We start from the raw sequence: 22,684 nt of genomic DNA, 5'->3' as shown, positions 1-22,684 counted from the left end.
GCCACCCGCATCGACCCCGGGCGGGCGCCGCTCGCGGCCTCCGCTCAGGCCAGGGCGGCCACGGCGGCGTCCGCGCCGTCCCGCCACAGCAGCCCCGCCTCGGTGAACCCGGCCGCCCGCAGCGCCGCCAGGTGCCAGTCGGCCGGCGGGGTCCACTCGGCGCTGCCGTGCCCGGTCGGGTAGATCTTCTCGCGTTCGGCGTACAGGGGGGCCAGCAGCGGGTCGGCGGCCACGCGCGTCCACCAGTCGCCCCACGACAGGGCCGCCCCCGTCGCGTAGCGGGCCTCGCGGCGGACGTCCGCCGTGGTGAGCAGCTTCTTCGTCAGCTCCGGCAGCCCCTGGTCGGGCATGTGGTCGGCGTTGACGAACAGCCCGCCGGCGCGCAGCACCCCGCGGATCTCGCCGTAGAGCCCGCCGAGGCGTTCCGGCTCGAGCCAGTGCAGCGCCGTCGCGGTCAGCACGGCGTCGTAGTCGCGGTGCGGGAGCGCGTCCGTCCAGGACGGCCGGCTCAGGTCCGCGCCGACGATCCGGGCCCGGCCGTCGAGCGCGGCGCCGGCCAGGGCCAGCAGCACGGGGTCCTGGTCCACGACCGTGACCTGCGCGGACGGGAACCGGGCGAGGGCGCGCAGCGCGATGGCGCCGGTGCCGCCGGCCAGGTCGAGGAGCCGGGGCCGGCCGTCCGGGGTCACCGCCGCGACGGCGTCGAGCAGCGCCGCGATCCGGTGCTCGCGGTCCGGGAGGTAGGCCTCCTGCTGCCGGTCCCAGCTTTCCTGCCATGCGTCCGCCACCCCGGCCAGGTAATGAGTCATGTCCGTCACGGTACTTACAAGCGGGCCCGGGGTCCAGGCTTGTTGCCCATGATGTGCAACAGTGCCGACTCCGGCAGCCGGGTCACGGCGACGCCGAGCAGGCACAGGGCCCCGCCGGCGAGCGCGAGCGGGGCCGGCACCTCGCCCAGCACCAGCCCGGAGAGCAGCACGGCGATGCCCGGCACCAGGTAGGACGACGAGCTCAGCCCGCCCGCGCTCATCCGCTTGAGGGCGTAGGCCCAGGTGGCGAACGCGATCGCGGTGGGGAACAGGCCCAGGTAGAGCACGCCCAGCGTGGCCGGGCCGGGCGCGGCGCGCAGCTCGCCGAGCAGGCCCGGGGCGAACGGCAGGCAGGCGAGCGTCCCGGCCAGGCAGCCGAGCCAGGTGGCGGTGAACGGGTCCACGTCGCGCAGGGCCTGCTTCTGCAGCAGGACGCCGGCGGCGTACAGGACGGCGGCGCCCAGGGCGAGCACGACACCGAGCGCGTCGTGCCGGCCGGTGGAGGTGGCGATCGCGATCGTGACGACGCCCGAGAAGGCGATGGCCAGCCCGGCGACCAGGCCGCGGGGGAAGCCCTCCCGGAGGTACACGCCGGCCGTGACGGCGATCAGGATCGGGCCGACGTTGACCACCAGGGCCGTGGTGCCGGCGTCGAGGTGGTGCTCGGCCGCGTTGAGCACCACCGCGTACAGGCCGAACCAGAGCACGCCGTACCCGATGACCAGCAGCAGCGGGCGGCCGCGGGGCAGGCGCCGCGGACGCAGGGCGGCGACCAGGCTCAGGGCCGCCGATCCGGCGGCCAGCCGGCCCAGGGCCAGCGGGCCCGGGCTGTAGTGGCCGCCGACCGAGCGGATCACGATGAACGCCGACGCCCACAGGATCATCGTGACGGCGGTGGCGACCAGGGGCAGGCTCGGGGTGCGCATCACCCCAATCTCGGGGCCCCGGGGATTAAGCACAAGCAACGGTTTCTACCGAACCGTTAAGCTCTCCTGCATGCTGGACCCGCACCGACTGCGCATCTTCCGGGCCGTGGTGGCCAGCGGCTCGGTCAACGCCGCCGCGGCCAACCTGGGCTACACCCCCTCGGCGGTCAGTCAGCACGTCACCGCGCTGCAACGGGAGACCGGCCTGGTCCTGCTCGCGCGCAGCGGGCGGGGGATCGAGCCCACCGCGGTCGGGCTGGCGCTCGCCGAACAGATCGACGGGGCGCTGAGCCGCCTCGGCGACGTCGAGGTATTCGTCGCCGACCTGCGCAACGGGCGCACCGGCTCGCTGTCGATGGCGTACTTCCCGTCGGTCGGCGCGGCCTGGCTGCCCGCCGTGGCCCGGGCGCTGCTGCGCGGATTCCCCGGCATCCGGCTGGATCTCGAGCTGCGCGACGACTTCACCGCCGGGCCGGCCAAGCGCGTCGACATCCAGCTGCTGGTGGCGCCGCCGGACTTCACCGGCGGCCGGGACACCCGCGCCCATCACCTGCGGGACGACCCGTACGTGGTGGTCGTGCCGCCCGGGCACCCGCTGGCCGGCGCGGACGCGGTCGAGCTGGCCCGCCTCGCCGGCGAACGCTGGATCGACAACGACTTCGCCCGGGGCTGGTGCCGGCAGAACCTGCTCGACGCCTGCCGGTCGGCCGGTTTCAGCCCGCCGTTCCGGGTCGAGGCGCACGACTACCCGACCGCGCTGGCGTTCGTCGCGGCCGGTATCGGGATCACCGTGCTGCCGCGGCTGGGCGCCGCCAACCTGCCGGAGGGCCTGCTCGCGGTGCCGGTCACCGCGCCGGCGGTGACCCGGTCGATCTTCGCCGTGGTGCAGACGTCGATCGAGGGGACTCCGCCGGCGCAGTGCGTCCTGGAGGAGCTGCGGCGCTGCGCTACGGGGTGATGCGCCACTCCTGGCAGGTGTTGCCGAGGGCGGCCCACTGCCGCACCGCGGCGCCGTTGGCGGTGGCGCAGTTCGCCACGTCCAGCACCTTGCCGTTGCCGCGGTTGGCGATGAGGTGGCGCCCGTTGACCGGCGTGATGCTCCACTGCTGGCAGGCGTTGCCGAGCGCGGCCCAGAGGTTGACCGCTGTGCCGTCCGCCGTGCCGCAGTTGACCGAGTCGAGCACCGTGCCGCTGTTCACGTTGGTGATGGTCCAGTAGCCGCTGCCGGCCCGGGCGAAGGTCCATTGCTGGCAGGCGTTGCCGAGCGGGGCCCACTGGTCGATCGCCGTGCCGTTGGCCGTGCCGCAGTTGACCGCGTCCAGCGCCGCGCCGCTGTTCTGGTTGATCAGTCGGTACTTCGTGCCGGCCACGGGGAACGTGACGCTGCCGCCGGGGTCGCCCGAGGGCGCGGTCTGCGTGCTGCCCAGCGCGGCCGGGGCGCCCAGGTTCGGCGAGCCGTCGGCGTTCCAGCCGATCTTCTGGATCCGGGTGGTCCGGGTGCCGCCGCAGCCCTGCCCGGCGGTCTCGTTGGCGTGGTAGACCACCCAGGTCTCGGTGCCGTCCGGCGAGGAGAAGAAGCCCTGGCCGCCGGGGCCGTACACGCCGTTGCCGTCGGCGCGCTGGAAGATCGGCGTGCTCTTCTTGGTCCACGAGGACGCGCTCAGCGGGTTGCCGCCGGTCAGGGTCAGCATGCCGAGCTTGTAGTCCGGGGTGTTGCACGAGCTGGCCGAGTACGTGAGGAACGTCTTCCCGCCGTGCTGGAGCACGTACGGCGCCTCCTGGGTGTTGCCGCCGGACATCTCCCAGGAGTACGACGGCGAGGACAGCTTGGTGCCGTACGCGCTGACCGTCCACGGGTTGCTCATCGGGGCGATGAACAGGCTCTGCAGGTTGCCGACCCAGGACGAGTAGAGGTAGTAGTTCGCGCCGTTGATGGTGGCCACGCTGCCGTCGATGGCCCAGCCGTTGCCGGCCTGCACGGCGAGCTGCGCGGCGTAGTGGTACGGGCCCATCGGGTCGGTGCCGGAGCTCTCCAGCACGTACGACCGTTGCCCGTCGCAGCAGGCCGCCGGGCCGGCCGAATAGTAGTAGTACCACCGTTTGCCGTTCGGCCCGTCGAGCAGGTGCAGCGACGGCGCCCACATGTTGCAGCAGTTCGCCGAGCCCGTTCCGGTGTGGACCACCGTCTCGGCCGCGCCGGCCAGCGCCGCCACCGAGGCCGCCTTCTTGATCACCAGCTGCGAGTTCCAGGTGGTGGCCGCGAGGTAGTAGTTGCCGTTGTAGTAGCCGAGCCACGGGTCGGCGCCGTAGGGCGCCGCCGCCACCGGGTTGGTGAACGTGGTGGCGGCCGCCGCCCGGCTCTGCGAGAGCGGCGCGACGATCGCGACCACGATCAGCAGCACCGCCGCCGCCAGCAGGAAAAGGGGCCGGGACCCCCGGCGTAAGCGCAGCTCCATCGGGCCACTCCTGGTCTTCGTCCGCCGCCGGTCGGTCCGGCCTGGCGATTGTGAACGTTCACAACAGAGTCGGTCAATACCTTCACCCCATCTGCCCGAAACAATCGGGAAACCTTGACGACGCATCTGTTACCGCTCACACTGCGGCACGACATCGACCGATGTCGTTGTCTATCGGACCGGGAGGGTCCCATGGCGAAACTCCACCCGCGCCGTGCCGCGCGGCGCGGCCTGCTGGCCGGCGTCGTCACCGGCGCGTTGCTGGCGCTCACCGCCGTCGCGGCCACGCACGCCGAGGCGGCCGACTATCCGAACCCGGGCGTGGTCACCGGCGACACCGGGGTGCATGACCCGTCGATCGTCAAGACGCCCGCCGGCGGCTACCTCGTCGCCCACACCGGCGACAACATCCAGCTCAAGACCTCGCCGGACCGTACGGCGTTCCGCAACGCCGGCGCGGTCTTCCCGAACGGCGCGAGCTGGACGACCGCGTACACCGGCGGCAGCCGCAACCTGTGGGCGCCCGACATCTCGTACCACAACGGCCGGTACTACCTGTACTACTCGGCGTCCACGTTCGGCTCCAACCGCTCGGCCATCTTCCTGGCCACCAGCACCACCGGCGCGTCCGGCTCGTGGACCAACCAGGGCCTGGTGATCGAGTCGAGCGCCGCCAACGACTACAACGCCATCGACCCGAACCTCACGGTGGACGCGCAGGGCCGGTGGTGGCTGACCTTCGGGTCGTTCTGGTCGGGCATCAAGCAGGTCGCGCTCAACGCCTCGACCGGCAAGCGGTCGGACAGCACGATCCGGTCGCTGGCCGGCCGCGGCGGCGGGGCCATCGAGGCGCCGACGCTGGTCCGGCACGGCTCGTACTACTACCTGTGGGTGTCGTTCGACCTGTGCTGCCGGGGCGCGTCCAGCACGTACCGGATCATGGTCGGCCGGTCCACCAGCGTCACCGGGCCCTTCGTGGACCGCAACGGCACCGCGATGACGGCCGGCGGCGGCACCCAGGTGCTGGCCTCGCACGGCGGCATCCACGGGCCCGGGCACCAGGCGGTCTTCACCGACACCGACAGCGACGTGCTGGTGTACCACTACTACGCCGCCAGTGGCGCGTCCTATCTGGGCATCAACCTGATCGGCTACGACTCGGCCGGCTGGCCGTTCGTGCACTGAGCCGCAACCTGCAAACATCCTGCAAACGCCTTGGCCTTCACATCGACAACCGTCTGTGTTGTCCTGGGAAAGGTAAGCGCTTGCTTCGGGCAAAGCGGGCGAGGGAGCCAGCAGCAGAGCCACCGCGTGGGCCCCGGCGACCGGCCGGCGGCCGCTGGTGCCGATCCGGACGGCGCCCCCCCGTTCCTCACCGGCCGCGATCCACCCGCGGCATCACCGCAACGTCAAGGAGAAGACCATGCGCAGAAACGTGCGCCACGTCGTGCTGGGCTCCACCGCCGGCGCGGCCGCGATCGCTCTCGTCACCGCGGGCATCACCATGACGGGCGCGGCCTCCGCCGCGGAGACCGGGGCGGCGGCGCCGCCCAGCACCCTGGCCGCGGTGACCGACCTGGTCGGCTGGGCGACCCAGAACGGCGGCACCACCGGCGGCGGCGGCGCCGCCACCACGACGGTGACCAGCGCCTCGGCGCTGACCACGGCGGTCGGCTCCAGCTCGGCCGCGGTCATCCGGGTCTCCGGCACCATTTCCTGCTCCGGCATGCTGCGGGTGCGGTCCAACAAGACCATCATCGGCAACGCGGGCGCCACGATCGTCGGCTGCGGGCTGAACGTCAACGGCGACCGCAACGTGATCATCCGCAACCTCACGTTCCGCGACTGGAACGACGACGCGATCAACGTGCAGACCTCGGCCACGAACATCTGGGTCGACCACAACACGTTCAGCAACGGCCACGACGGCGCCGTGGACATCAAGCGCGGCTCCGACTTCATCACGGTGTCCTGGAACCGGGTCTTCAACCACGACAAGTCGATGCTGCTCGGCCACAGCGACGACAACGCCGCGCAGGACACCGGCCACCTGCGGGTGACCTACCACCACAACTGGTTCGACGCGTCGACGCAGCGGCACCCGCGGGTCCGCTTCGGCAACCCGGTGCACGTCTACAACAACTACTACCGCAACAACAGCGGCTACGGCGTGGCGTCCACCGAGGGCGCCGGCGTGCTGGTCGAGAACAACTCGTTCGAGGGCGTGCAGGACCCGTTCCACCTCGGTGAGGGCGACTCCGGCCCGGGCACGCTGGTCGCCCGGGGCAACCTGCTCGTCAACTCCGGTGCCGGCCAGACCGGCGGCAGCGTCAAGTCCATCCCGTACGCCTACACGGCCGACGCCGCCAGCAACGTCAAGTCCATCGTGACCGGCAACGCGGGTGCCGGGCGCATCTCGCTCTGACCCCCGCCGGCCGCCCGGCCTCCCGTACCCGCGGGAGGCCGGGCGCCGGTCTGCGCCCAACGACAGGAGCTCACCATGAAACACCGCAAGTTGCTCGCGACCGGCCTGGCCGGGCTGGCCACCGTGGCCGGCACGCTGGCCGGGGTCACCGGCGCGGAGGCCGCCCTGGCGATCACCGTGGCGGCGGACGGCACCGGCACCGTGCGCACCGTGCAGGCGGCCGTGGACCTGGTCCCGGCCGGCAACGCGAGCACCGCCACGATCACCATCAAGAAGGGCACGTACGCCGGCCGGGTCGTCGTGCCGTCGACCAAGCCCAACATCGTCTTCACCGGGGCCACCGGCGTCGCCACCGACGTGGTGATCACCGCGAGCCGCCCGCAGAACACCGACGGGACCGAGGGCAGCGCCACGGTGCTGCTGGGCGCCAAGGACATCGAGATGCGCCACCTCACCGTGCGCAACGACTACAACGAGAGCGCCAACGGCGCCTCGCAGGCGCTGGCCCTCTACGTGAAGGCCGACCGGGCGAGGTTCCGCAACGTGCGGCTGGTCGGCGATCAGGACACGCTGCTGGTCCACGGCGCGGTCCGCGCCTATTTCTACAAGGCCTATGTCGAGGGCGACGTCGATTTCATTTATGGCAGCGGCACCTCGGTGTTCGACAACTCGGAGATCTTCTCGTCGACCCGTAATCAGTCCAACAACGGGTATGTGACGGCCTCGGCGACGCCGGGCGCGCGGGCCTACGGGATATTGATCGTCAATTCCCGGCTGACCAGCGACGCGGCCGCCGGCACGGTCTATCTGGGCCGGCCGTGGCACCCGGGCGGCGACACCTCGGCGGATCCGCAGGTGCTGATCCGCAACTCGGTGCTCGGGGCGCACATCCGTACCGCCCAGCCGTGGACCGACATGAGCGGCTTCTCCTGGAAGGACGCCCGGCTGGCGGAGTACCGCAACTCCGGCCCGGGCGCGACGGTCAACAGCAACCGTCCGCAGCTCAGCGACGCGGCGGCGGCCAACTACACGGCCCAGAAGTACCTGGCCGGCGGCGACGGGTGGAACCCGGTGGTCACCGGCTGACGGCTGCGGCCGGACAGACGCGAAGGCCCGCGGCGGAGGGGAACGCCGGCGCGGGCCTTCGTCGTGCCGCCGCGGCCGGGCCGCGCCCGACAACGGGAGAACGGGGGATGAGGAGGGCGCCTCATCCCCCGTTCCGATACCTGTTCGGACGGATGAATCGTGGTGCGGGAGCCGGGCCGGTGAATGGTCTTGCCGGATCACCTCCAGGGGGCGGGAGGATGGTGGTTGGGAGCGCTCCCAACCATAACTGTAACTGTCTCGCGGGTCCGGTGGAAGGACCTTAAGGAATTGCTCAGACAGTGGCGCGACAAGTCACCGTCGGGACGGCGCTCGCCCCGGAGGCGATGAATCCGAACGTCGTGCTGCCGCCGGCGGCCAGTGCGCCGTTGTATCCGGTATTGGTCGCCGTCACCGTGGCGCCGCTCGCCGACACCGTGGCGTTCCAGCCCTGCTGGATCGTCTGGCTGCCGGCGTAGGCCAGCGAGACGGTCCAGCCCTTGATGGCCGCCGGGCCGGCGGTCACCTTGACCTCGCCCTGGTAGCCGCCCTGCCACGAGGAGGCCACGGCGTAGGTGGCCGAGCACGCGCCGCTCGCCGGCGGGGCCGGGGTGGTCGGCGACGCCGTGGGCGACGTGGTGACGGGCGGGGTGCTGACCGGCGGGGTGCTGACCGGCGGGGTGCTGGTCGGCGGGGTGCCGGCGCCGCCGAACGTCACGTCGCTGCAGAAGTAGTAGGACTGGTCCAGGTGGCTGGCCTGCCAGATGGTGTAGACCATGGCCCGCCCGGTACGCCCGGACAGCGCCACCGGCACGTCGATCTGCACGCCGCCGCTGACCTGGTTCCACTGCGCGGCCGGGGTGTTGCCGATCTGGCTCACCAGATCCAGGTCGGACCACTTCAGGGCCTGGGTGACCGGGTTGAAGCCGGGCTTGGTGACGTACACCCGGATGTAGTCGGCGCCGTGGCTGGCCCCGTCGAAGAGCCGGACGTTGAAGCTGTTGCCGACCGACGTGGCCGTCCAGTTGCCGACGGCGTCCAGGGCGTTGTAGCGCCCGCTCTGGGTGTGCCCGGCGCTGCACAGCTGGCCGTCCGGGATCGCGGCCTGGTGGTTGCCGGCCACGCCCTCGCGGAAGAGGCCGTTCCAGTTCCACATGGCGTTCGGGTCGGCCTGCCACGCCTGCCAGCACATCGGGTCGGCGGTCGCCATCGCCGGGTCCTGGAACTTGCTGCCCCAGCGTTCGTAGCAGCCGTAGTTGCGCGACGCCGGCCCGGTGACGTTGCCGTGCGCGGCCGCGGGCCCGGCGGGCAGCACGACCGCGGCCAGCGTGGCCACGACGATCCCGACGAGACCGCTGATCAGAAGGCGGATTCGTAGCGAAGAGGACATGAGGGCTCAGCACTCCGTGAGAAAGGGCCCCGGGGAGAGGGGCATGGTCCTTCAGGGGAACGGCGGAGGCTGCCCACGGCCTCCGCCCGCCACCGGCCCGGTGGGGTGCGCGCTCAGCCTCGCCGACCGATCGGTACCTGTCAATGCATCGGCTCGCTGAAGAAAGTTGGCGGTTCCGGGCAACCTTCCGCGCCCGGTTCGCCACTGTGCAGAGGGACGCGGCAGCCGCCGGCGTCCGGTCCGGGGGAGTGGATGAGTGATGACTCGATCTGGCGCGCCGTACGCCGGCCGGCCGTCGCGGCGGACCCGGGACACCTCGGTGGTCGGGCGGCGACCCGTCGGGGGCCGGGTGCATCCCTGCCGCCCGCGCCGTACCCCGGCGACGTGGCCGTGCGAGGTCCAGGTCGTCACCGACCTCGCCGGGCCGGCGTCCCGGCTGGACCGGCCCTGGACCGGCCGGCAGGCCACCATGATCGCGGCCGCGGCGGCGGCCGACACGCTGCGGGCGGTCCGGGCGATGCCCGGATGGCCGATCGGGGTCGGCCCGCTCGCGACCGCCTTCGCGGGCCCCGGCGGCGCGCCGGGCGGCACGCTGCTGATCTCCCCGCAGGTGCCGCAGCTCAGCCCCGGGCTGCTGAGCGACGCCGCCGCGCTGCTGCGCGAGTTCGACGCCGTGCTCGGGCCCACCACCGGCGCGGGCTGGTGGGCGTTCGGGGTACGCGAGCCGTCGCACGGCGCCGCGCTGCGTGCCATGCCGGGCGCGTTGGGCAGCGCCGCGGCTCTCACGGTCGCCGCGCTGCGCCTCGGCCTGCGCGTGGCCATGCTGCCCACCCTGCGCGAACTGGGCACCGGGGCCGACGTGCCGGCGGTGGCCGGGCACTGCCCGGCCGCGGGGGAGTTCGCCGTGACGGTGGCCCACCTCAGCGGCGTACGCCCCTGAACCGGCCCGCCGGTCGGCGGCGACGGCCACCGAGCCGATGGCGGAGGCCGGGCCCCGGTCACGCCACGGTGCCGGCCAGGAACTGCTCCCACGTCCGCAGCCCGACCGCGCGGTCCGGGGCCAGGTGGTTGCCGGACCGGATCGCCCGGTACGCTCCGCCCACGGCCGGGACCGCGACGATCGGGCGGCGCCGGCCGGTCGCCCGCAGGTAGCCGCGCACCAGCTCGGCCATCGGGTGGGCCCGCGGCCCGCCCAGGTCGGGCGCCGGCCCGGCCGGCCCGGCCAGGGCCAGCTCGACCAGCCGGGCGGCCACCTCGCCGGTGTCCACCGGCTGGAAGCGGACCCCGGCCGCGACCGGGATCACCGGCAGCCCCGCCAGCCGGCGCGCCACGGCCGGCATCAGGTCGTGGAACCGGGTCGCGCGCAGCGTGGTCCACGGCAGCCCGGACCCGGCGATTACCTCCTCGGCCGCCCGTTCGGCCGCGAAGTAGCCGAACATCGCCCGGTCCGGCGCGCTGACCACGGCCACCCGGTCGGCGCCGACGACCGAGACGAGGACCAGGTGCGGCGCGCCAGCGTCCGGGCCTGTTCCCGTCGCCCTTGGCGCTGCCCGCGCAGTGCAGGATCGTGGTGACGCTGGCGACGGCGGCGTCCACTCCCGCGCCGGTGTCCAGGTTGCCGGTGACGAACGTGGCGCCCTCGGCCGGCTCGGGCGGGCGCCGGCTGAGCACGCGCACCTGGTGGCCGGCCTTGTGCAGCAGCGTCCACTCCCGCGCCGGCCGAGCGTGCCGGTGCCGCCGGTGAGCAGGATGGGTGCGGACATGGTTTTCTCCCCGAGCGCCGGTCACATCAGCTCGCTGTCGCGGGTCTATGGGATGACACCCGGCGCGGAAGGAATGTGACACGGTGGCGGACAGGGCGGGACTGGCCGAGCTCTTCGAGGCCCAGCGGGGCCGGCTGCGCGCGGTGGCCTACCGCATGCTCGGGTCGGTGAGCGAGGCGGACGACGCCGTGCAGGACGCGTGGCTGCGGCTGGACCGGGCCGGCGTGGACGAGGTGGCCGATCCCGGCGCGTGGCTGACCACCGTCGTCGCCCGCATCTGTCTCAACCGGCTGCGCACCCGCGCCCAGCGGCGCGAGGAGCCGCTCGCCGGGCACGTGCCCGACCCGATCATCAGCCGGGCCGACGGCGTCGACCCCGAGCACCAGGCGCTGCTGGCCGACGCGGTCGGGCTGGCGCTGCTGGTGGTGCTCGAGACGCTGACGCCGGCCGAGCGGCTGGCGTACGTGCTGCACGACATGTTCGCGGTGCCGTTCGAGGACATCGCCACGATCGTCGACCGGTCCCCGGCGGCCACCCGCCAGCTGGCCAGCCGCGCCCGCCGCCGGCTGCGCGCCGGGGCGCCCGCCCCGGACCCCGACCTGGCCCGGCAGCGCGCGGTGGTGGACGCGTTCTTCGCCGCCTCCCGGGCCGGCGACTTCGCGGCGCTGGTCGCGGTGCTCGACCCGGACGTCGTGCTGCGGTCCGACGCGGGTCCCGGACGGCCGGCGCTCAACCTGGTGCTGCGCGGCGGGCGGACCGTGGCCGGGCAGGCTTTCCTGTCCCGGCGCCTGGGGCGGTTCGTGTGCCCGGCGCTGATCAACGGCGCCGCGGGCGCGGTGGTCGTGTCCCAGGGGCGCGCGCTGTCGGTGCTGGCCTTCACCGTGGCCGGTGGCCGGGTCGTGACCCTCGACGTGCTCGCCGACCCGGACCGGCTGGCCGCGCTCGACCTGAGCGCAATCGAGCCGCCGGATCTACAGCCGCAGGCATGACGCGGGCGAACGGAGCATCCGGGCGGCACCCGGGACCGACCGCGCGGCTGGAGTTCCGCCGGATGACCCTCGACGACCTCGACGACATGGCCGCGCTGCTCGGCGATCCCGTCGTGATGCGCTACAACCCCCGGGTCCTGGGCCCCGGTCAGGGTTACGCCACCGGGGCGGCGGCCGCCTGCCTCGCCTACGCGGGTCTACGCGGCCGCCTTCTGAGGGATTTGGCGGGCGGACGCATACTCGGGTCATGAGCCCCGGTGACCGCGTACCGCCGTCGCAGCCCTGGACCGGGCTGCCCCAGACCGCGCACAGCGCCCTGACGCCCGTGGGCGAGATCGAACAAGCCGCCAAGATCGCGGAGGGTCTCCGGCGGCCCCGCGAGGGGTGGCGGCGCGTCGTCTTCCGGATCGGGGTCCTCATCCTGATGCTGGGCGCCACGGCCGCGCTGGTGGCCGGCATCCTGGGCGCCGCGCACCCGTAGGCGGCCGCTGGTCAGGGGAGCGTGCGTGCCGGCGGCCGCGGCTGCCCGCCGCCTGACCCGCCCGCTCACGTCGCGGGGACCGCCTCCTTGGCCACCAGCACGTCCACCGGCGTGACCAGCCGGCGCCCGGAACCCACGACGCGCAGCGGACCGGTCAGCCGGACCGTGCCGCGGCACGGCAGGTCGCCGGCCGACGTGCCGACCATGATCTCGATCTCCCCGGGCTCGACGATGCGCCGCAGGTCGCGGCCGGTGAACGCGGTCCGGTCGGCGTGCACCTGGAAGCTCACCACGGCGTCGGTGTGCGGCGGCAGCGACACCCGGGCGAAGCCGGTGAGCTGCTTGACCGGCCGGGTCACCTGCGCCAGCGGGTCGTGCAGGTAGAGCTGGACGACCTCCTCGCCGGTGCGCTCGCCGGTGTTGCAGACCCGCACCGAGACGGTGAACTCGCCGTCGGTGGGCACCTCGGCGTCGCTGATCCGCAGGTCGTCCAGCTCGAACGTGGTGTACGACGAGCCGTGGCCGAACGGGAACAGCGGCGTCGGGTCGAGGTTGCTGATGTCCGTGCGGTCCGCGCCCAGCGGCGGCTGCAGGTAGGTGCCCGGCTGGCTGCCCGGGTGCCGGGGGATCTGCACGGGCAGCTTGCCGCCGGGCTGGATCCGGCCGCTGAGCACCCCGGCGATGGCCGCGCCCGCCTCCTGGCCGGGCATGAACGCCTGGACCAGCCCGGCGGCGCGGCCGTGCACCTCGCCCAGCGCGTACGGGCGGCCGGAGACCACCACCACGACCACCGGCGTGCCGGTGTCGAGCAGCTCGGCCAGCAGGTCGGCCTGCACGCCCGGCAGCCGCAGGTCCTCGGCGTCGCAGCCCTCGCCGGACGAGCCGTGGCCGAACAGCCCGGCGAGGTCGCCGACGACGGCCACGCACAGGTCGGACTCGCGGGCGGCGGCGACGGCGGCGGCGAAACCGGAACGGTCGGTGCCCTGCACCTGGCTGCCGCGCTCGTGGAGCACCTCGGTGCCGGGCAGTTCCGCGCGCAGCGCGTCGACCACCGTCGGCACGTCGATGCCCAGGCCGAGCCCGGGGTGGCGGGGCAGCACGTGGTTCGGGAACGCGTAGCAGCCCATGAAGGTGCGGGGGTCGTCGGCGCAGGGGCCGACCACGGCGATCCGGTTCGGCGCCGCCCGGACGCCGTCGAGCAGCGGCAGCGCGGTGCCCGCGTCCAGCAGCACGATGGAGCGTTCGGCCAGCTCGCGGGCCAGCTCCCGGTTGCCGGCGGAGTCGAGGTCGGTGCCGGCCGCGCCGGCCACCGAGCCCTCCGGGGTCCAGTCCGGGTCGAGCAGGCCGAGCTCGGCCTTCTGGGTGAGCAGGCGCCGGGCCGCGCGGTCGACCAGTTCCTCGGGGACCTCGCCGGCGCGGACCCGCTCGACGAGGGCGGCGCCGAAGCCCAGCGTGTCGGGCAGCTCGACGTCGATGCCGGCGGCCAGGGCGAGCGCGCCCGCCTCGCCGGTGTCGGCGGCCACCCGGTGCATGGTGGCCAGGAACGGCACGGCCCAGTAGTCGCTCACCACCGTGCCGGTGAAGCCCCACTCGTCCCGCAGCAGGTCGGTGAGCAGCCAGGAGTCCGCGGCGGCGGGCACGCCGTCCACGTCGGAGTAGGAGTTCATCACCGAGCCGGCCCGGGCCACCCGGATCGCCGTCTCGAAGGGGGGCAGGATGACGTCCATGAGCTCGCGCCGGCCCATCGGCACCGGGCCGTGGTTGCGGGCGGCGCGGGCGGCCGAGTAGCCGGCGAAGTGCTTGAGGGTGGCGATGACCCCGCCGCTCTGCAGGCCCCGCACGTACGCGGCGCCGAGCATGGAGACCAGGTAGGGGTCCTCGCCCATGGTCTCCTCGACCCGGCCCCAGCGGTAGTCGCGCACCACGTCCAGCACCGGGGACAGCCCCTGGTGCACCCCGACGGCGGCCATGTCGCGGCCGATCGCCGCGGCCATCCGCTCGATCAGGTCCGGGTCGAAGGTGGCGCCCCAGGCGATCGCGGCGGGGTAGACCGTCGCGCCGTAGGTGGTGAAGCCGGTCAGGCACTCCTCGTGCACCAGCGCCGGGATGCCCAGGCGGCTGTCCTGCAGCACGGTGCGCTGCTGGCGGACGACCTCGGCCGCGCCCTCGGCCACGGTCAGCGGGGCGCCGCCGTAGACCCGGGTGAGGTGGCCGAGCCCGTGCCGGCTCGCCTCGGCCAGCGAGACGCTGCCGGAGGCGGCGAAGACGTCCTGCATGGGCGCGACGTTGGGGGCGCTCTCGGCGCCGGGGTCCGGCTGCTCGTCGTGGTCCATGTCGTTGCTGACCCACCGGCTGCCCAACTGTGCGACCTTCTCCTCGAGGGTCATGTGCGCCAGCAGCGAGCTGACCCGGTCAGCGACGCCGCGGGTCGGGTCGAGCCAGTCAGGTGTCGTCACGATGGTTCTCCTTACGAGCCGGACGGGTGCGGACGTTCCGAAACTTTCGGACCGTCGACGAGACCTGACCGCGACCTTACCGTGACCTTGGAAGGGGGACAGACCGGCCTCACAGCGCTGCAGTGGGTCCACTCTCGCGGGTAAAGCACGAGTAGTTCAAGGGCCTTGACACGCCAATCGCGAAATCCTACGTTAACGAAATCTCTCGGTAACTTGCGGTTGTCGATCGAAAGTTCCAGACCCGGAACCCATATCGGTGGCCCACCCCCTCAGCACCTTCGACCGGCCGTGCACCTGGCGGCTGAAGAGTACGGAGACCAGCGTGGAACGCAGTCCGATATCCCGTCGCACCTTCCTCAGCCTCACCGCCGCCGCCGGCGCGGGCGCGGCCCTGGCCGCCTGTGGCAGTTCCGGCCCGGGCGGTGGCTCCAGCGGTGGCGGCAGCGCCTCCACCGCCAGCTACTGGTTCCTGACCGGCCAGCCCGGCGAGGGCATCCGGCAGGCCGCCGCGGAGCGCTTCAACAAGGCCAACCCGAACAACAAGCTCCAGTTCACCGCGTTCGAGAACGACGCCTACAAGCAGAAGATCAAGACGGCCATCGGCGCCGGCCAGGCGCCCACCCTGATCTGGGGCTGGGGCGGCGGCGGCCTGAAGAGCTACGTCGACGCCGGCCAGGTCGAGGACCTGACCGACTGGTTCGGCCAGAACGCCGCGGTCAAGGACAAGCTGTTCCCGTCGTCGTTCGGCCCGGCGACGATCAACGGCAAGATCTACGCGATGCCGTGCGAGACCGTGCAGCCGATCATCCTGTACTACAACAAGAAGGTCTTCGAGCAGGCCGGCGCCAAGGTGCCGCAGTCGTTCGAGGAGATGATGGCCCTGGTGCCGACGTTCAAGAACAAGGGCATCGCGCCGTTCTCGCTGGCCGGCAAGGCCCGCTGGACCAACATGATGTGGCTGGAGTTCCTGCTCGACCGCATCGGCGGCCCGGACGTCTTCAACGCGGTCTTCGCCGGTGAGAAGGACGCCTGGTCGAACCCGGCCGTGCTGGACATGCTCACCAAGATCCAGGGCATGGTGGCCGCCGGCGCGTTCGGCAAGGGCTTCTCCTCGGTCGACGCCGCGGGCAACGCCGACCAGGCGCTGCTCTACACCGGCAAGGCCGCGATGATGCTGCACGGCGGCTGGACCTACGGCAGCATGAAGAACGACGGCGGCAAGTTCGTCTCCAGCGGCCAGCTCGGCTGGATGAACTTCCCGCCGGTCGAGGGCGGCAAGGGCGACCCCGCCGACACGGTGGGCAACCCGGGCCAGTACCTCGCGATCTCCTCCAAGGCCTCGGCCGAGCAGAAGGAGACCGCCAAGAAGTTCTTCCAGACCGGCGTGCTCGACCAGGAAGAGGTCAAGGCCTGGGTCAACGAGGGTGGTTCGGTCCCGGTGGTCAAGGGCACCGAGTCCGTCCTGGCCGCCTCGCCGGACGCCGACTTCCTCAAGTTCGTCTACGACACCTCGGTCAACGCCAAGGTCTTCGCCCAGTCCTGGGACCAGGCGCTGAGCCCGACCGCGGCCGAGGCGCTGCTCGACAACATCGCCAAGCTGTTCCAGAATCAGGTTTCGCCCCAGCAGTGGGTCACCAACATGAACCAGGTCATCGGCAAATGACGGCACTTGCTCCGCCCCCGATCCGGGTGGCGAAAAGCTCCAACCCGACCGGCGGGCGGAGCAAGCCCGTCGTGTGGATGGTGCTCCCGGCGCTGCTCATGTTCACGGCGTTCGGCCTCGTCCCGCTGCTCGGTGTGCTCGGCCTGAGCTTCACGCAGTGGGACGGCATCGGCGCGATCAACCCGGCCGGGCTGGACAGCTGGAAGGCCGTCCTGAGTGAACCCGGGCTGCTGCACTCGCTGTGGGTGACCTTCCTGGTCATGGCCCTGTCCTGGGTCTTCCAGACGCCGCTGAGCCTGCTCATCGGCGTCTTCCTGGCCTCGCACAAGCGCTACCGCGGCTTCCTCGCGGTGCTCTACTTCATCCCGTTGCTGCTCAGCTCGGCGGCCATCGCGATCACCTTCAGCGCGCTGCTGAACCCGAACTTCGGGCTCGGCGCGGGCCTGGGCGTCGAACTGCTCAACCAGGACTGGCTGGGCCAGGGCAACCTCGCCCTGGGCGTGCTGGTCTTCGTGGTGTCCTGGCAGTTCATCCCGTTCCACTCGCTGATCTACCAGGGCGGGGTGCGGCAGATCCCGACCTCGATGTACGAGGCGGCCCAGATCGACGGGGCCGGCAAGGTCCGCACCTTCTTCAGCATCACGCTGCCGCAGCTGAAGTACACGATCATCACCTCGTCGACGCTGATGGTGGTGGGGTCGCTGACCTTCTTCGACCTGATCTTCGTCCTCACCGCCGGCGGTCCGGGCGACGCCACCCGGGTGCTGGCGCTGGAGATGTACCAGACCGGGTTCAAGGCCAACCTGATGGGACCGGCCAGCGTCATCGCGGTGATCCTGGTGCTCGTCGGGCTCGGTCTCGCCCTGCTGCTGCGCCGGCTCGGCGGCGGCGCGGCGACCGACAGCCAATTGGAAGGTGCCTGATGGCCATCTCTACCCGGCCGGCGCCGCCGAGGTCCGGAGCGATCACCGTCACGGGCGAGGGCGGCCCGCGGCGCCGGTCCTCGGTGCTGCGGTGGAACTGGATCGGCGGCAGCTTCGGCTGGCTGTGGCTGGTGGTGGTGATGCTGCCGATCTACTGGATCGTCATCACCAGCTTCAAGACGCGGGCCAACTACTACGCGCAGAACCCGCTGGCCCCGCCGACCAGCCCGACGCTGGAGAACTACCGCCAGGTCATCGAGGCCGACTTCACCCGGTACTTCGCCAACAGCCTGATCGTCACCGCCGGGGCGACGCTGCCCGCGGTGCTGATCTCGTTCATGGCGGCGTACGCGATCGTCCGCGGCAGCGCGGGCAGCCGCTTCCTGCGCACGGTGAACGGCGTGTTCCTGATGGGCCTGGCCATCCCGCTGCAGGCGGTGGTGATCCCGATCTACCTGATCATCATCCGGCTGCAGATGTACGACACCCTGCTGGCGATCATCCTGCCCTCGATCGCCTTCGCCATCCCGCTGTCGGTGCTGGTGCTGGCCAACTTCATCCGGGACGTGCCCAAGGAGCTGTTCGAGTCGATGCGGCTCGACGGCGCCACCGAGTGGGGCACGCTCTGGCGGCTGGCGTTCCCGCTGACCCGTCCGGCCCTGGTCACCGTGACCATCTACCAGGGGCTGGGGGTGTGGAACGGCTTCATCCTGCCGCTGATCCTCACCCAGGACCCGGCGCAGCGCACGCTGCCGCTGGGGTTGTGGAGCTTCCAGGGCCAGTACGGCGTCAACGTGCCGGCGGTGCTCGCCTCGGTGGTGCTGACCACCCTGCCCATCCTGATCTGCTACGCCGTCGGCCGGCGCCAGCTGCTCAGCGGCCTGACCGCGGGCTTCGGGAAGTGACCGGCCCGCGGCCGGTGCGAGGGGTTCCTCCGCGGGGCGGCGCGGTGCTGTCGCGCACCACGAGCTCGGTGGCGAGCTCGACCCGGGGAGCCTGAAGGGTCTCGCCGCGCGCCAGCCGCAGGACGGTGTGCGCGGCGAGCCCGCCCATCTCGGCCAGCGGCTGGCGCACGGTGGTCAGCGGCGGCGAGGACCAGCGCGCCTCGGGCAGGTCGTCGAAGCCGGTCACGCTGAGGTCGGCGGGCACCCGCAGGCCGCGGCGGCGGGCGGCCTCGTAGACACCCAGCGCCATCTGGTCACTGGTGGCGAACACGGCGGTCGGCGGCTCGGCGAGATCGAGCAGCCGGCCGCCGGCGGCGTACCCGGACTCGTGGCGGAAGTCGCCCTGGGCCACCAGGCCGGGGTCCAGCCCGATGCCGGCCGCGGACAGGGCGGCGCGGTAGCCGTCCAGCCGGGCCCGGCTGCAGGCCAGCGTGCGCGGGCCGGCGATCAGCCCGATCCGCCGGTGGCCCAGGCCGAGCAGGTGCTCGGTCGCGCTGAGCCCGCCGGCCCAGTTGGTGGCGCCCACGGTGGCCACGTCGGCGGCCGCGCCGCCGGCCGGGTCGACCACGACGACCGGGATGTGCAGCCGGCGCAGCTGGGTGTGCAGCGGCGCGCTCACCTGGGACAGCACGAAGATCACGCCGTCGCAGGCCCGGGAGCGCAGGTTGCGCAGCCACAGCCGGGTCGCGGTCTCGTCCCAGTGCACGGCCGAGACGACCGTGCCGGCGCCGGCGGCGTGCGCCACGTCGGCCACCCCGCGGATGAGCTCGACCGCCCAGGGGCTGTCGAGCTCGTCGAAGACCAGGTCGAGCACCTGGGCCCGGCCCGGCTGGCGGGAGTTGCGGCGCCGGTAGCCCTGCTCGCGCAGCAGCTGCTCGACCCGTTCCCGGGTGGCCGCGGAGACGTCCGCGCGGCCGTTGAGGACGCGGGAGACGGTCGGCACGGAGACGCCGGCCGCGTCCGCTATGACGGCGATCGTCACCCGGCGCTCGTCCGCGGTCATCGCGGTCCTCCTCGCTCGTGGGGCAGCCGGCCGGCCCGCACCCGGTGCGGGCCGGCCGGGACGCGCCGGGTCAGCGACCGGCCAGCGCCAGGGTGTCGCGCAGCGCGGCGTACGCCGGCTTGGGGGCCAGGTTCTCGTCGAACGGCGTCGCCGAGCCCTCGCCGTCGAACACGCCCGGCACCCACGAGTAGCGGTCGGTGAAGCCCCACAGCGTGTACGAGACGCACCGGTCGGCCAGCAGGCAGGCCTGCAGCAGCGTGGTGAAGCCCTGCGCCTGGGCCTGCACCTTGATCGGGTCGGCCGGCAGCGGCATCCGCACGTCCACCTCGGTGAAGGCGGTCCGGAGGCCGAGCTGCTCGAACCGGCGCAGGTTGGTCAGCACGTCACCGGGTACGCCGTACTGCACGGCCAGGTGGCCCTGCACGCCGTAGCCCTGCACCGGCACCCCGGCCGCCCGCAGCTGCTTGACCAGCGCGTAGTAGGCGTCGGTCTTGGCGTTCAGGCCCTCGTTGTTGTAGTCGTTGAGGAACAGGGTGGCCCGGGGGTCGGCCTGGTGCGCCCAGCGGAACGCGTCGGCGACGTAGCCGGGCCCGAGGTTGCGCAGCCAGATGGTGTCACGCCAGGTGCCGTCGTCGTTGAAGATCTCGTTGACCACGTCCCAGTGCCAGACCCGGCCGCGGAAGTGCGAGACCTCGTCGACGATGTGCCGCCGCAGCGCGGCGCGCAGCTGGGCCGGGGTGAGGTCCTGTTCGTTGACCCAGGCCGGGTTCTGGTTGTGCCAGACCAGCGTGTGCCCGCGGACGAGCTGGCGGTGGGCCCGGGCGAAGTCGACCAGCCGGTCGGCGGCGGCCCAGTCGTGCACGCCCCGCTGCGGTTCGGTGGACTCCCACTTCATGACGTTCTCCGCGGTCACCGTGGAGAACTCGTGGGCCACGGCGGTGCGGTAGGCGGGGTCGCCGGCCAGCGCGGCCATGTCGACGGCCGTGCCGACGCGCAGGCCGGCGCGGTCGGCGAAGGCCCGCAGGCCGGCGTCGGCCGAGGGCGCGTGGCCGGAGGCGGTCGGGGCGGCGGCGGTGGCGGGGCCGGCCGCCAGGGTCAGGGTCGTCAGCAGGGCGACTCCGGCGAGGACGCGAACTCTCATCGTCGGTCCATCCTTTTCCGGCCCTCCGTGGACGGCCGAGAGTTCCGAGAACTTCCGTTACGTGACCGGAACATATGCCGATCCAGGTCACCGGTCAACCGGTAACTACGTGGACAGAGAATGGCGAAGATCAATGATGTAAACGCGTGATCTGGTACGCAGCACCTTCTTGACGCGACTTCGACCGGGTTCTATGTTACGGACGTTCGGCCGTCCGGTTTCCGAAACTTTCGGAGGTCCCGTTGTTCCATCGTCCGAAGTGGTGGCGCCGGCTGGCGGTGCCGGTGTCCGTCCTGCTGTTGTCCGGCAGCTTCGCCGCCCCGGCCCTGGCCGGCGGCCCGACCGCGACCGTCGTGGACACCGCGCGCGGTCACGGCGACGTCGTCAGCTTCACCTTCGACGACGGCCCCAACCCGCCCGACACCCTGCGCCTGCTCGACGTGCTGCGCCGGCGCCACGTCCGGGCGGTGTTCTGCCTGTGGGGCGACCACGTGCGCGAGCACCCGGAGGTGGTGCGCCGGATCGTCGCCGGCGGCCACGTGCTGTGCAACCACTCGATGCACCACGACGACTTCGGCCCCTGGACGCCCGAGCAGATCCGGGCCGACCTGGTCGAGACCAGCGCGGTGATCCGCCAGGCCGTGCCGCACGCGCGCATCCCGTACTTCCGGGCGCCGTACGGCAGCTGGGGGCAGAGCCCGCAGGTCGCCGTCGAGCTCGGCATGCAGCCGCTGGGCTGGCGGCTGGCGATCACCGACTGGGAGCCGCCGGGCGCCGACGTGCTCGTGCAGCGCCTGCGCGACGGCATCACGCCGGGCGCGGTCGTGCTGATGCACGACGGCGGCGGCGACCGCAGCCAGACGGTCGAGGCCGTCGACCGCATCATCCCCGAACTGCGCGCCCAGGGCTGGCGCCTCACCCTGCCCCGCCGCCGTGGCTGACCGAAAGGGACCGATGTCCACCAGACGCGAACTGCTGGCGCTCGCCTCGGGCGCCGCCGTCGCCGCGACCCTGCCGGCGGCGCCCGCCCAGGCGTCCGGGCGGCCCGCCGCCGGTCCCCGCTGGACCGGCACGTGGGCGGCCGCGCCCACCACCGTCCCGCCCACCCCACCGACCGTCCTCGAGGACCAGACGGTGCGTCACGTGGTGCACGTCAGCACCGGCGGCGACCGGCTGCGGGTCCGGCTGACCAACGAGTTCGGCGAGCAGCCCCTGGTCGTCGGCGAGGTCCGGGTGGCCCGCCGGGCCGGCGCCGGGGCGAGCACGGCCACGCTGCCCGGCACGGACCGGCCGGTCACCTTCAGCGGCCACCGGTCGGCCACCGTCCCGGCCGGCGCGCCCCTGGTCAGCGACCCCGTGTCCCTGCGGGTTCCGGCCGGCACGGAGCTGACGGTCAGCGTGTACCTGCCGCGGCGCACCCCGGTGACCACGCTGGCCGCCTTCGCGTTCCAGGACAACGTGATCGCCGCCGGCAACGTGACCGCGGCCCGGACCGTGACCCCCACGTCGGTGGTGGGGCAGAACCTGTTCCTGTCGGGCGTCAGCGTCGCCTCGGACGCCGGCGCGATCGTCACCCTCGGCGACTCGATCACCAACGGCGCCAACACGGTGGCCAACCTCAACCACCGCTGGCCCGACCGGCTGGCCGAGCGGCTGCGCGCGGCCCGCATCGACCGCGGCGTGCTCAACGTCGGGGTCTCCGGCAACCGGCTGCTGCACGACCCGAACCCGCCGGCCGGCAGCGACGCGGTGGCCTACGCCGCGTACTTCGCGCAGAGCGCCCTGCGCCGCTTCGACCGCGACGTGCTCGCCCAGCCCGGCGCCGAGTACCTGATCGTGCTGCTCGGGGTGAACGACCTCGGCCACCCGGGCACCACGGCCCCGGCGTCCGAGGTGGTCTCGGCCGCCGACCTGATCGCCGGGCACCGCCAGCTCATCGCCCGCGCGCACCAGGCCGGCCTGCGCGCCTACGGCGCCACCGTGCTGCCGTTCAAGGACGACACCCTGGGGTTCTACTCGCCGGAGAACGAGCGCAAGCGCGCCGCGCTGAACCACTGGATCCGTACCGGCGGCGAGTACGACGCGGTCATCGACTTCGACGCCGCCATCCGGGACCGGGCCGACCCGCTGCGGCTGGCGCCGGCCTACGACAGCGGTGACCACCTCCACCCCAACGACGCCGGGATGGCCGTGCTCGCCGCGGCCGTGCCGCTGCGACTCTTCCGGTAGGGA

Annotated in this window: 21 protein-coding genes; 13 read left to right on the top strand and 8 right to left on the bottom strand. The window is 72.8% G+C overall.

Going from position 1 to position 22,684, the window contains the following annotated elements; all coding sequences use genetic code 11:
• Positions 1-44: 44 nt before the first annotated feature.
• Entirely contained in the window at positions 45-809 is a 765-nt protein-coding gene (locus Ani05nite_RS12595; RefSeq protein WP_203768089.1) for a class I SAM-dependent methyltransferase, read from the bottom strand.
• A 14-nt stretch (positions 810-823) separates the two neighbouring features.
• Complete coding sequence (locus Ani05nite_RS12590) at positions 824-1,735, bottom strand: DMT family transporter (protein ID WP_203768088.1); 912 nt, start codon at positions 1,733-1,735, stop codon at positions 824-826.
• Between the two features lie 70 nt (positions 1,736-1,805).
• Here Ani05nite_RS12590 and Ani05nite_RS12585 point away from each other — a divergent pair, with 70 nt between their 5' ends.
• The gene (locus Ani05nite_RS12585) at positions 1,806-2,693 is read left to right on the top strand and encodes a LysR family transcriptional regulator (protein WP_203768087.1); all 888 of its coding nucleotides are present in this window, start codon (positions 1,806-1,808) and stop codon (positions 2,691-2,693) included.
• Here the strand turns inward: Ani05nite_RS12585 and Ani05nite_RS12580 are convergent.
• A complete protein-coding gene (locus Ani05nite_RS12580; protein WP_203768086.1) occupies positions 2,683-4,191 on the bottom strand; it encodes a family 43 glycosylhydrolase in 1,509 nt (502 codons plus the stop codon). The genes Ani05nite_RS12585 and Ani05nite_RS12580 overlap by 11 nt on opposite strands.
• Before the next feature lie 192 nt (positions 4,192-4,383).
• On the opposite strand from Ani05nite_RS12580, the gene Ani05nite_RS12575 reads away from it, so the two are divergent.
• The 3 genes from Ani05nite_RS12575 to Ani05nite_RS12565 all read left to right on the top strand — a co-directional run bounded on the left by Ani05nite_RS12575 (position 4,384) and on the right by Ani05nite_RS12565 (position 7,702).
• A complete protein-coding gene (locus Ani05nite_RS12575; RefSeq protein WP_203768085.1) occupies positions 4,384-5,376 on the top strand; it encodes an arabinan endo-1,5-alpha-L-arabinosidase in 993 nt (330 codons plus the stop codon).
• Positions 5,377-5,695: 319 nt separating this feature from the next.
• A complete protein-coding gene (locus tag Ani05nite_RS12570) occupies positions 5,696-6,616 on the top strand; it encodes a pectate lyase family protein (RefSeq protein ID WP_203768177.1) in 921 nt (306 codons plus the stop codon).
• A gap of 75 nt (positions 6,617-6,691) precedes the next feature.
• Positions 6,692-7,702: a pectinesterase family protein gene (locus Ani05nite_RS12565; protein WP_203768084.1), complete on the top strand. Its 1,011-nt coding sequence runs from the start codon at positions 6,692-6,694 to the stop codon at positions 7,700-7,702.
• A gap of 292 nt (positions 7,703-7,994) precedes the next feature.
• On the opposite strand, the gene Ani05nite_RS12560 is transcribed toward Ani05nite_RS12565, so the two are convergent.
• Positions 7,995-9,089, bottom strand: a complete 1,095-nt coding sequence (locus Ani05nite_RS12560) for a lytic polysaccharide monooxygenase auxiliary activity family 9 protein (RefSeq protein WP_203768083.1) — start codon at positions 9,087-9,089, stop codon at positions 7,995-7,997.
• Between the two features lie 259 nt (positions 9,090-9,348).
• Here Ani05nite_RS12560 and Ani05nite_RS12555 point away from each other — a divergent pair, with 259 nt between their 5' ends.
• A complete protein-coding gene (locus tag Ani05nite_RS12555) occupies positions 9,349-10,029 on the top strand; it encodes a DUF2064 domain-containing protein (protein ID WP_203768082.1) in 681 nt (226 codons plus the stop codon).
• A 58-nt stretch (positions 10,030-10,087) separates the two neighbouring features.
• On the opposite strand, the gene Ani05nite_RS41835 is transcribed toward Ani05nite_RS12555, so the two are convergent.
• A complete protein-coding gene (locus Ani05nite_RS41835) occupies positions 10,088-10,852 on the bottom strand; it encodes an SDR family oxidoreductase (RefSeq protein ID WP_275410537.1) in 765 nt (254 codons plus the stop codon).
• A gap of 83 nt (positions 10,853-10,935) precedes the next feature.
• Here Ani05nite_RS41835 and sigJ point away from each other — a divergent pair, with 83 nt between their 5' ends.
• Genes sigJ through Ani05nite_RS12535 form a run of 3 tightly spaced genes read left to right on the top strand, consistent with a single transcriptional unit; the run spans position 10,936 to position 12,322 of the window.
• Positions 10,936-11,841: an RNA polymerase sigma factor SigJ gene (gene sigJ, locus Ani05nite_RS12545; RefSeq protein WP_203768081.1), complete on the top strand. Its 906-nt coding sequence runs from the start codon at positions 10,936-10,938 to the stop codon at positions 11,839-11,841.
• Complete coding sequence (locus tag Ani05nite_RS12540; protein ID WP_203768187.1) at positions 11,838-12,092, top strand: GNAT family protein; 255 nt, start codon at positions 11,838-11,840, stop codon at positions 12,090-12,092. The genes sigJ and Ani05nite_RS12540 overlap by 4 nt, the downstream gene beginning before the upstream one ends.
• A complete protein-coding gene (locus Ani05nite_RS12535; protein ID WP_203768080.1) occupies positions 12,089-12,322 on the top strand; it encodes a hypothetical protein in 234 nt (77 codons plus the stop codon). Before Ani05nite_RS12540 ends, Ani05nite_RS12535 begins: the two co-directional genes overlap by 4 nt.
• A 65-nt stretch (positions 12,323-12,387) precedes the next feature.
• Here the strand turns inward: Ani05nite_RS12535 and Ani05nite_RS12530 are convergent, their stop codons facing one another.
• Entirely contained in the window at positions 12,388-14,778 is a 2,391-nt protein-coding gene (locus Ani05nite_RS12530) for a glycoside hydrolase family 3 N-terminal domain-containing protein (RefSeq protein ID WP_239129773.1), read from the bottom strand.
• A gap of 322 nt (positions 14,779-15,100) precedes the next feature.
• Here Ani05nite_RS12530 and Ani05nite_RS12525 point away from each other — a divergent pair, with 322 nt between their 5' ends.
• Genes Ani05nite_RS12525 through Ani05nite_RS12515 form a run of 3 tightly spaced genes read left to right on the top strand, consistent with a single transcriptional unit; the run spans position 15,101 to position 18,269 of the window.
• Entirely contained in the window at positions 15,101-16,441 is a 1,341-nt protein-coding gene (locus Ani05nite_RS12525) for an extracellular solute-binding protein (RefSeq protein ID WP_203768079.1), read from the top strand.
• A complete protein-coding gene (locus Ani05nite_RS12520) occupies positions 16,438-17,364 on the top strand; it encodes a carbohydrate ABC transporter permease (protein ID WP_203768077.1) in 927 nt (308 codons plus the stop codon). The genes Ani05nite_RS12525 and Ani05nite_RS12520 overlap by 4 nt, the downstream gene beginning before the upstream one ends.
• Positions 17,364-18,269 carry a carbohydrate ABC transporter permease gene (locus Ani05nite_RS12515; RefSeq protein ID WP_203768076.1) on the top strand — a complete coding sequence of 302 codons (906 nt, stop codon included), beginning with the start codon at positions 17,364-17,366 and terminating at the stop codon, positions 18,267-18,269. Before Ani05nite_RS12520 ends, Ani05nite_RS12515 begins: the two co-directional genes overlap by 1 nt.
• On the opposite strand, the gene Ani05nite_RS12510 is transcribed toward Ani05nite_RS12515, so the two are convergent.
• Both Ani05nite_RS12510 and Ani05nite_RS12505 read right to left on the bottom strand, forming a co-directional pair.
• Entirely contained in the window at positions 18,238-19,311 is a 1,074-nt protein-coding gene (locus Ani05nite_RS12510; RefSeq protein ID WP_203768074.1) for a LacI family DNA-binding transcriptional regulator, read from the bottom strand. The genes Ani05nite_RS12515 and Ani05nite_RS12510 overlap by 32 nt on opposite strands.
• A 70-nt stretch (positions 19,312-19,381) precedes the next feature.
• Positions 19,382-20,452: an endo-1,4-beta-xylanase gene (locus tag Ani05nite_RS12505; RefSeq protein WP_203768072.1), complete on the bottom strand. Its 1,071-nt coding sequence runs from the start codon at positions 20,450-20,452 to the stop codon at positions 19,382-19,384.
• Positions 20,453-20,694: 242 nt separating this feature from the next.
• Between Ani05nite_RS12505 and Ani05nite_RS12500 the strand changes: the two genes are divergently transcribed.
• Both Ani05nite_RS12500 and Ani05nite_RS12495 read left to right on the top strand, forming a co-directional pair.
• Positions 20,695-21,393: a polysaccharide deacetylase family protein gene (locus Ani05nite_RS12500; RefSeq protein WP_239129772.1), complete on the top strand. Its 699-nt coding sequence runs from the start codon at positions 20,695-20,697 to the stop codon at positions 21,391-21,393.
• Positions 21,394-21,406: 13 nt separating this feature from the next.
• Positions 21,407-22,681, top strand: a complete 1,275-nt coding sequence (locus tag Ani05nite_RS12495; protein ID WP_203768070.1) for an SGNH/GDSL hydrolase family protein — start codon at positions 21,407-21,409, stop codon at positions 22,679-22,681.
• Positions 22,682-22,684: the final 3 nt, after the last annotated feature.

Origin of the sequence: Actinoplanes nipponensis, from assembly GCF_016862275.1 — a bacterium.
Classification (GTDB): Bacteria; Actinomycetota; Actinomycetes; order Mycobacteriales; family Micromonosporaceae; genus Actinoplanes; species Actinoplanes nipponensis.
Note: the sequence above shows the minus strand (reverse complement) of the source record. Positions and strands in the feature narration are given on the sequence as shown.

Excerpts from the sequence above, each read along its gene's own strand:
- Ani05nite_RS12510 (WP_203768074.1), bottom strand. The coding sequence starts at position 19,311 with ATGACCGCGGACGAGCGCCGGGTGACGATCGCCGTCATAGCGGACGCG.
- Ani05nite_RS12575 (WP_203768085.1), top strand. The coding sequence starts at position 4,384 with ATGGCGAAACTCCACCCGCGCCGTGCCGCGCGGCGCGGCCTGCTGGCC.
- Ani05nite_RS12495 (WP_203768070.1), top strand. The coding sequence starts at position 21,407 with ATGTCCACCAGACGCGAACTGCTGGCGCTCGCCTCGGGCGCCGCCGTC.
- Ani05nite_RS12585 (WP_203768087.1), top strand. The coding sequence starts at position 1,806 with ATGCTGGACCCGCACCGACTGCGCATCTTCCGGGCCGTGGTGGCCAGC.
- Ani05nite_RS12580 (WP_203768086.1), bottom strand. The coding sequence starts at position 4,191 with ATGGAGCTGCGCTTACGCCGGGGGTCCCGGCCCCTTTTCCTGCTGGCG.
- Ani05nite_RS12595 (WP_203768089.1), bottom strand. The coding sequence starts at position 809 with ATGACTCATTACCTGGCCGGGGTGGCGGACGCATGGCAGGAAAGCTGG.
- Ani05nite_RS12520 (WP_203768077.1), top strand. The coding sequence starts at position 16,438 with ATGACGGCACTTGCTCCGCCCCCGATCCGGGTGGCGAAAAGCTCCAAC.
- Ani05nite_RS12505 (WP_203768072.1), bottom strand. The coding sequence starts at position 20,452 with ATGAGAGTTCGCGTCCTCGCCGGAGTCGCCCTGCTGACGACCCTGACC.
- Ani05nite_RS12560 (WP_203768083.1), bottom strand. The coding sequence starts at position 9,089 with ATGTCCTCTTCGCTACGAATCCGCCTTCTGATCAGCGGTCTCGTCGGG.
- Ani05nite_RS12535 (WP_203768080.1), top strand. The coding sequence starts at position 12,089 with ATGAGCCCCGGTGACCGCGTACCGCCGTCGCAGCCCTGGACCGGGCTG.
- Ani05nite_RS12540 (WP_203768187.1), top strand. The coding sequence starts at position 11,838 with ATGACGCGGGCGAACGGAGCATCCGGGCGGCACCCGGGACCGACCGCG.
- Ani05nite_RS12515 (WP_203768076.1), top strand. The coding sequence starts at position 17,364 with ATGGCCATCTCTACCCGGCCGGCGCCGCCGAGGTCCGGAGCGATCACC.
- Ani05nite_RS41835 (WP_275410537.1), bottom strand. The coding sequence starts at position 10,852 with ATGTCCGCACCCATCCTGCTCACCGGCGGCACCGGCACGCTCGGCCGG.
- Ani05nite_RS12570 (WP_203768177.1), top strand. The coding sequence starts at position 5,696 with ATGACGGGCGCGGCCTCCGCCGCGGAGACCGGGGCGGCGGCGCCGCCC.
- Ani05nite_RS12555 (WP_203768082.1), top strand. The coding sequence starts at position 9,349 with ATGACTCGATCTGGCGCGCCGTACGCCGGCCGGCCGTCGCGGCGGACC.
- Ani05nite_RS12590 (WP_203768088.1), bottom strand. The coding sequence starts at position 1,735 with ATGCGCACCCCGAGCCTGCCCCTGGTCGCCACCGCCGTCACGATGATC.
- Ani05nite_RS12565 (WP_203768084.1), top strand. The coding sequence starts at position 6,692 with ATGAAACACCGCAAGTTGCTCGCGACCGGCCTGGCCGGGCTGGCCACC.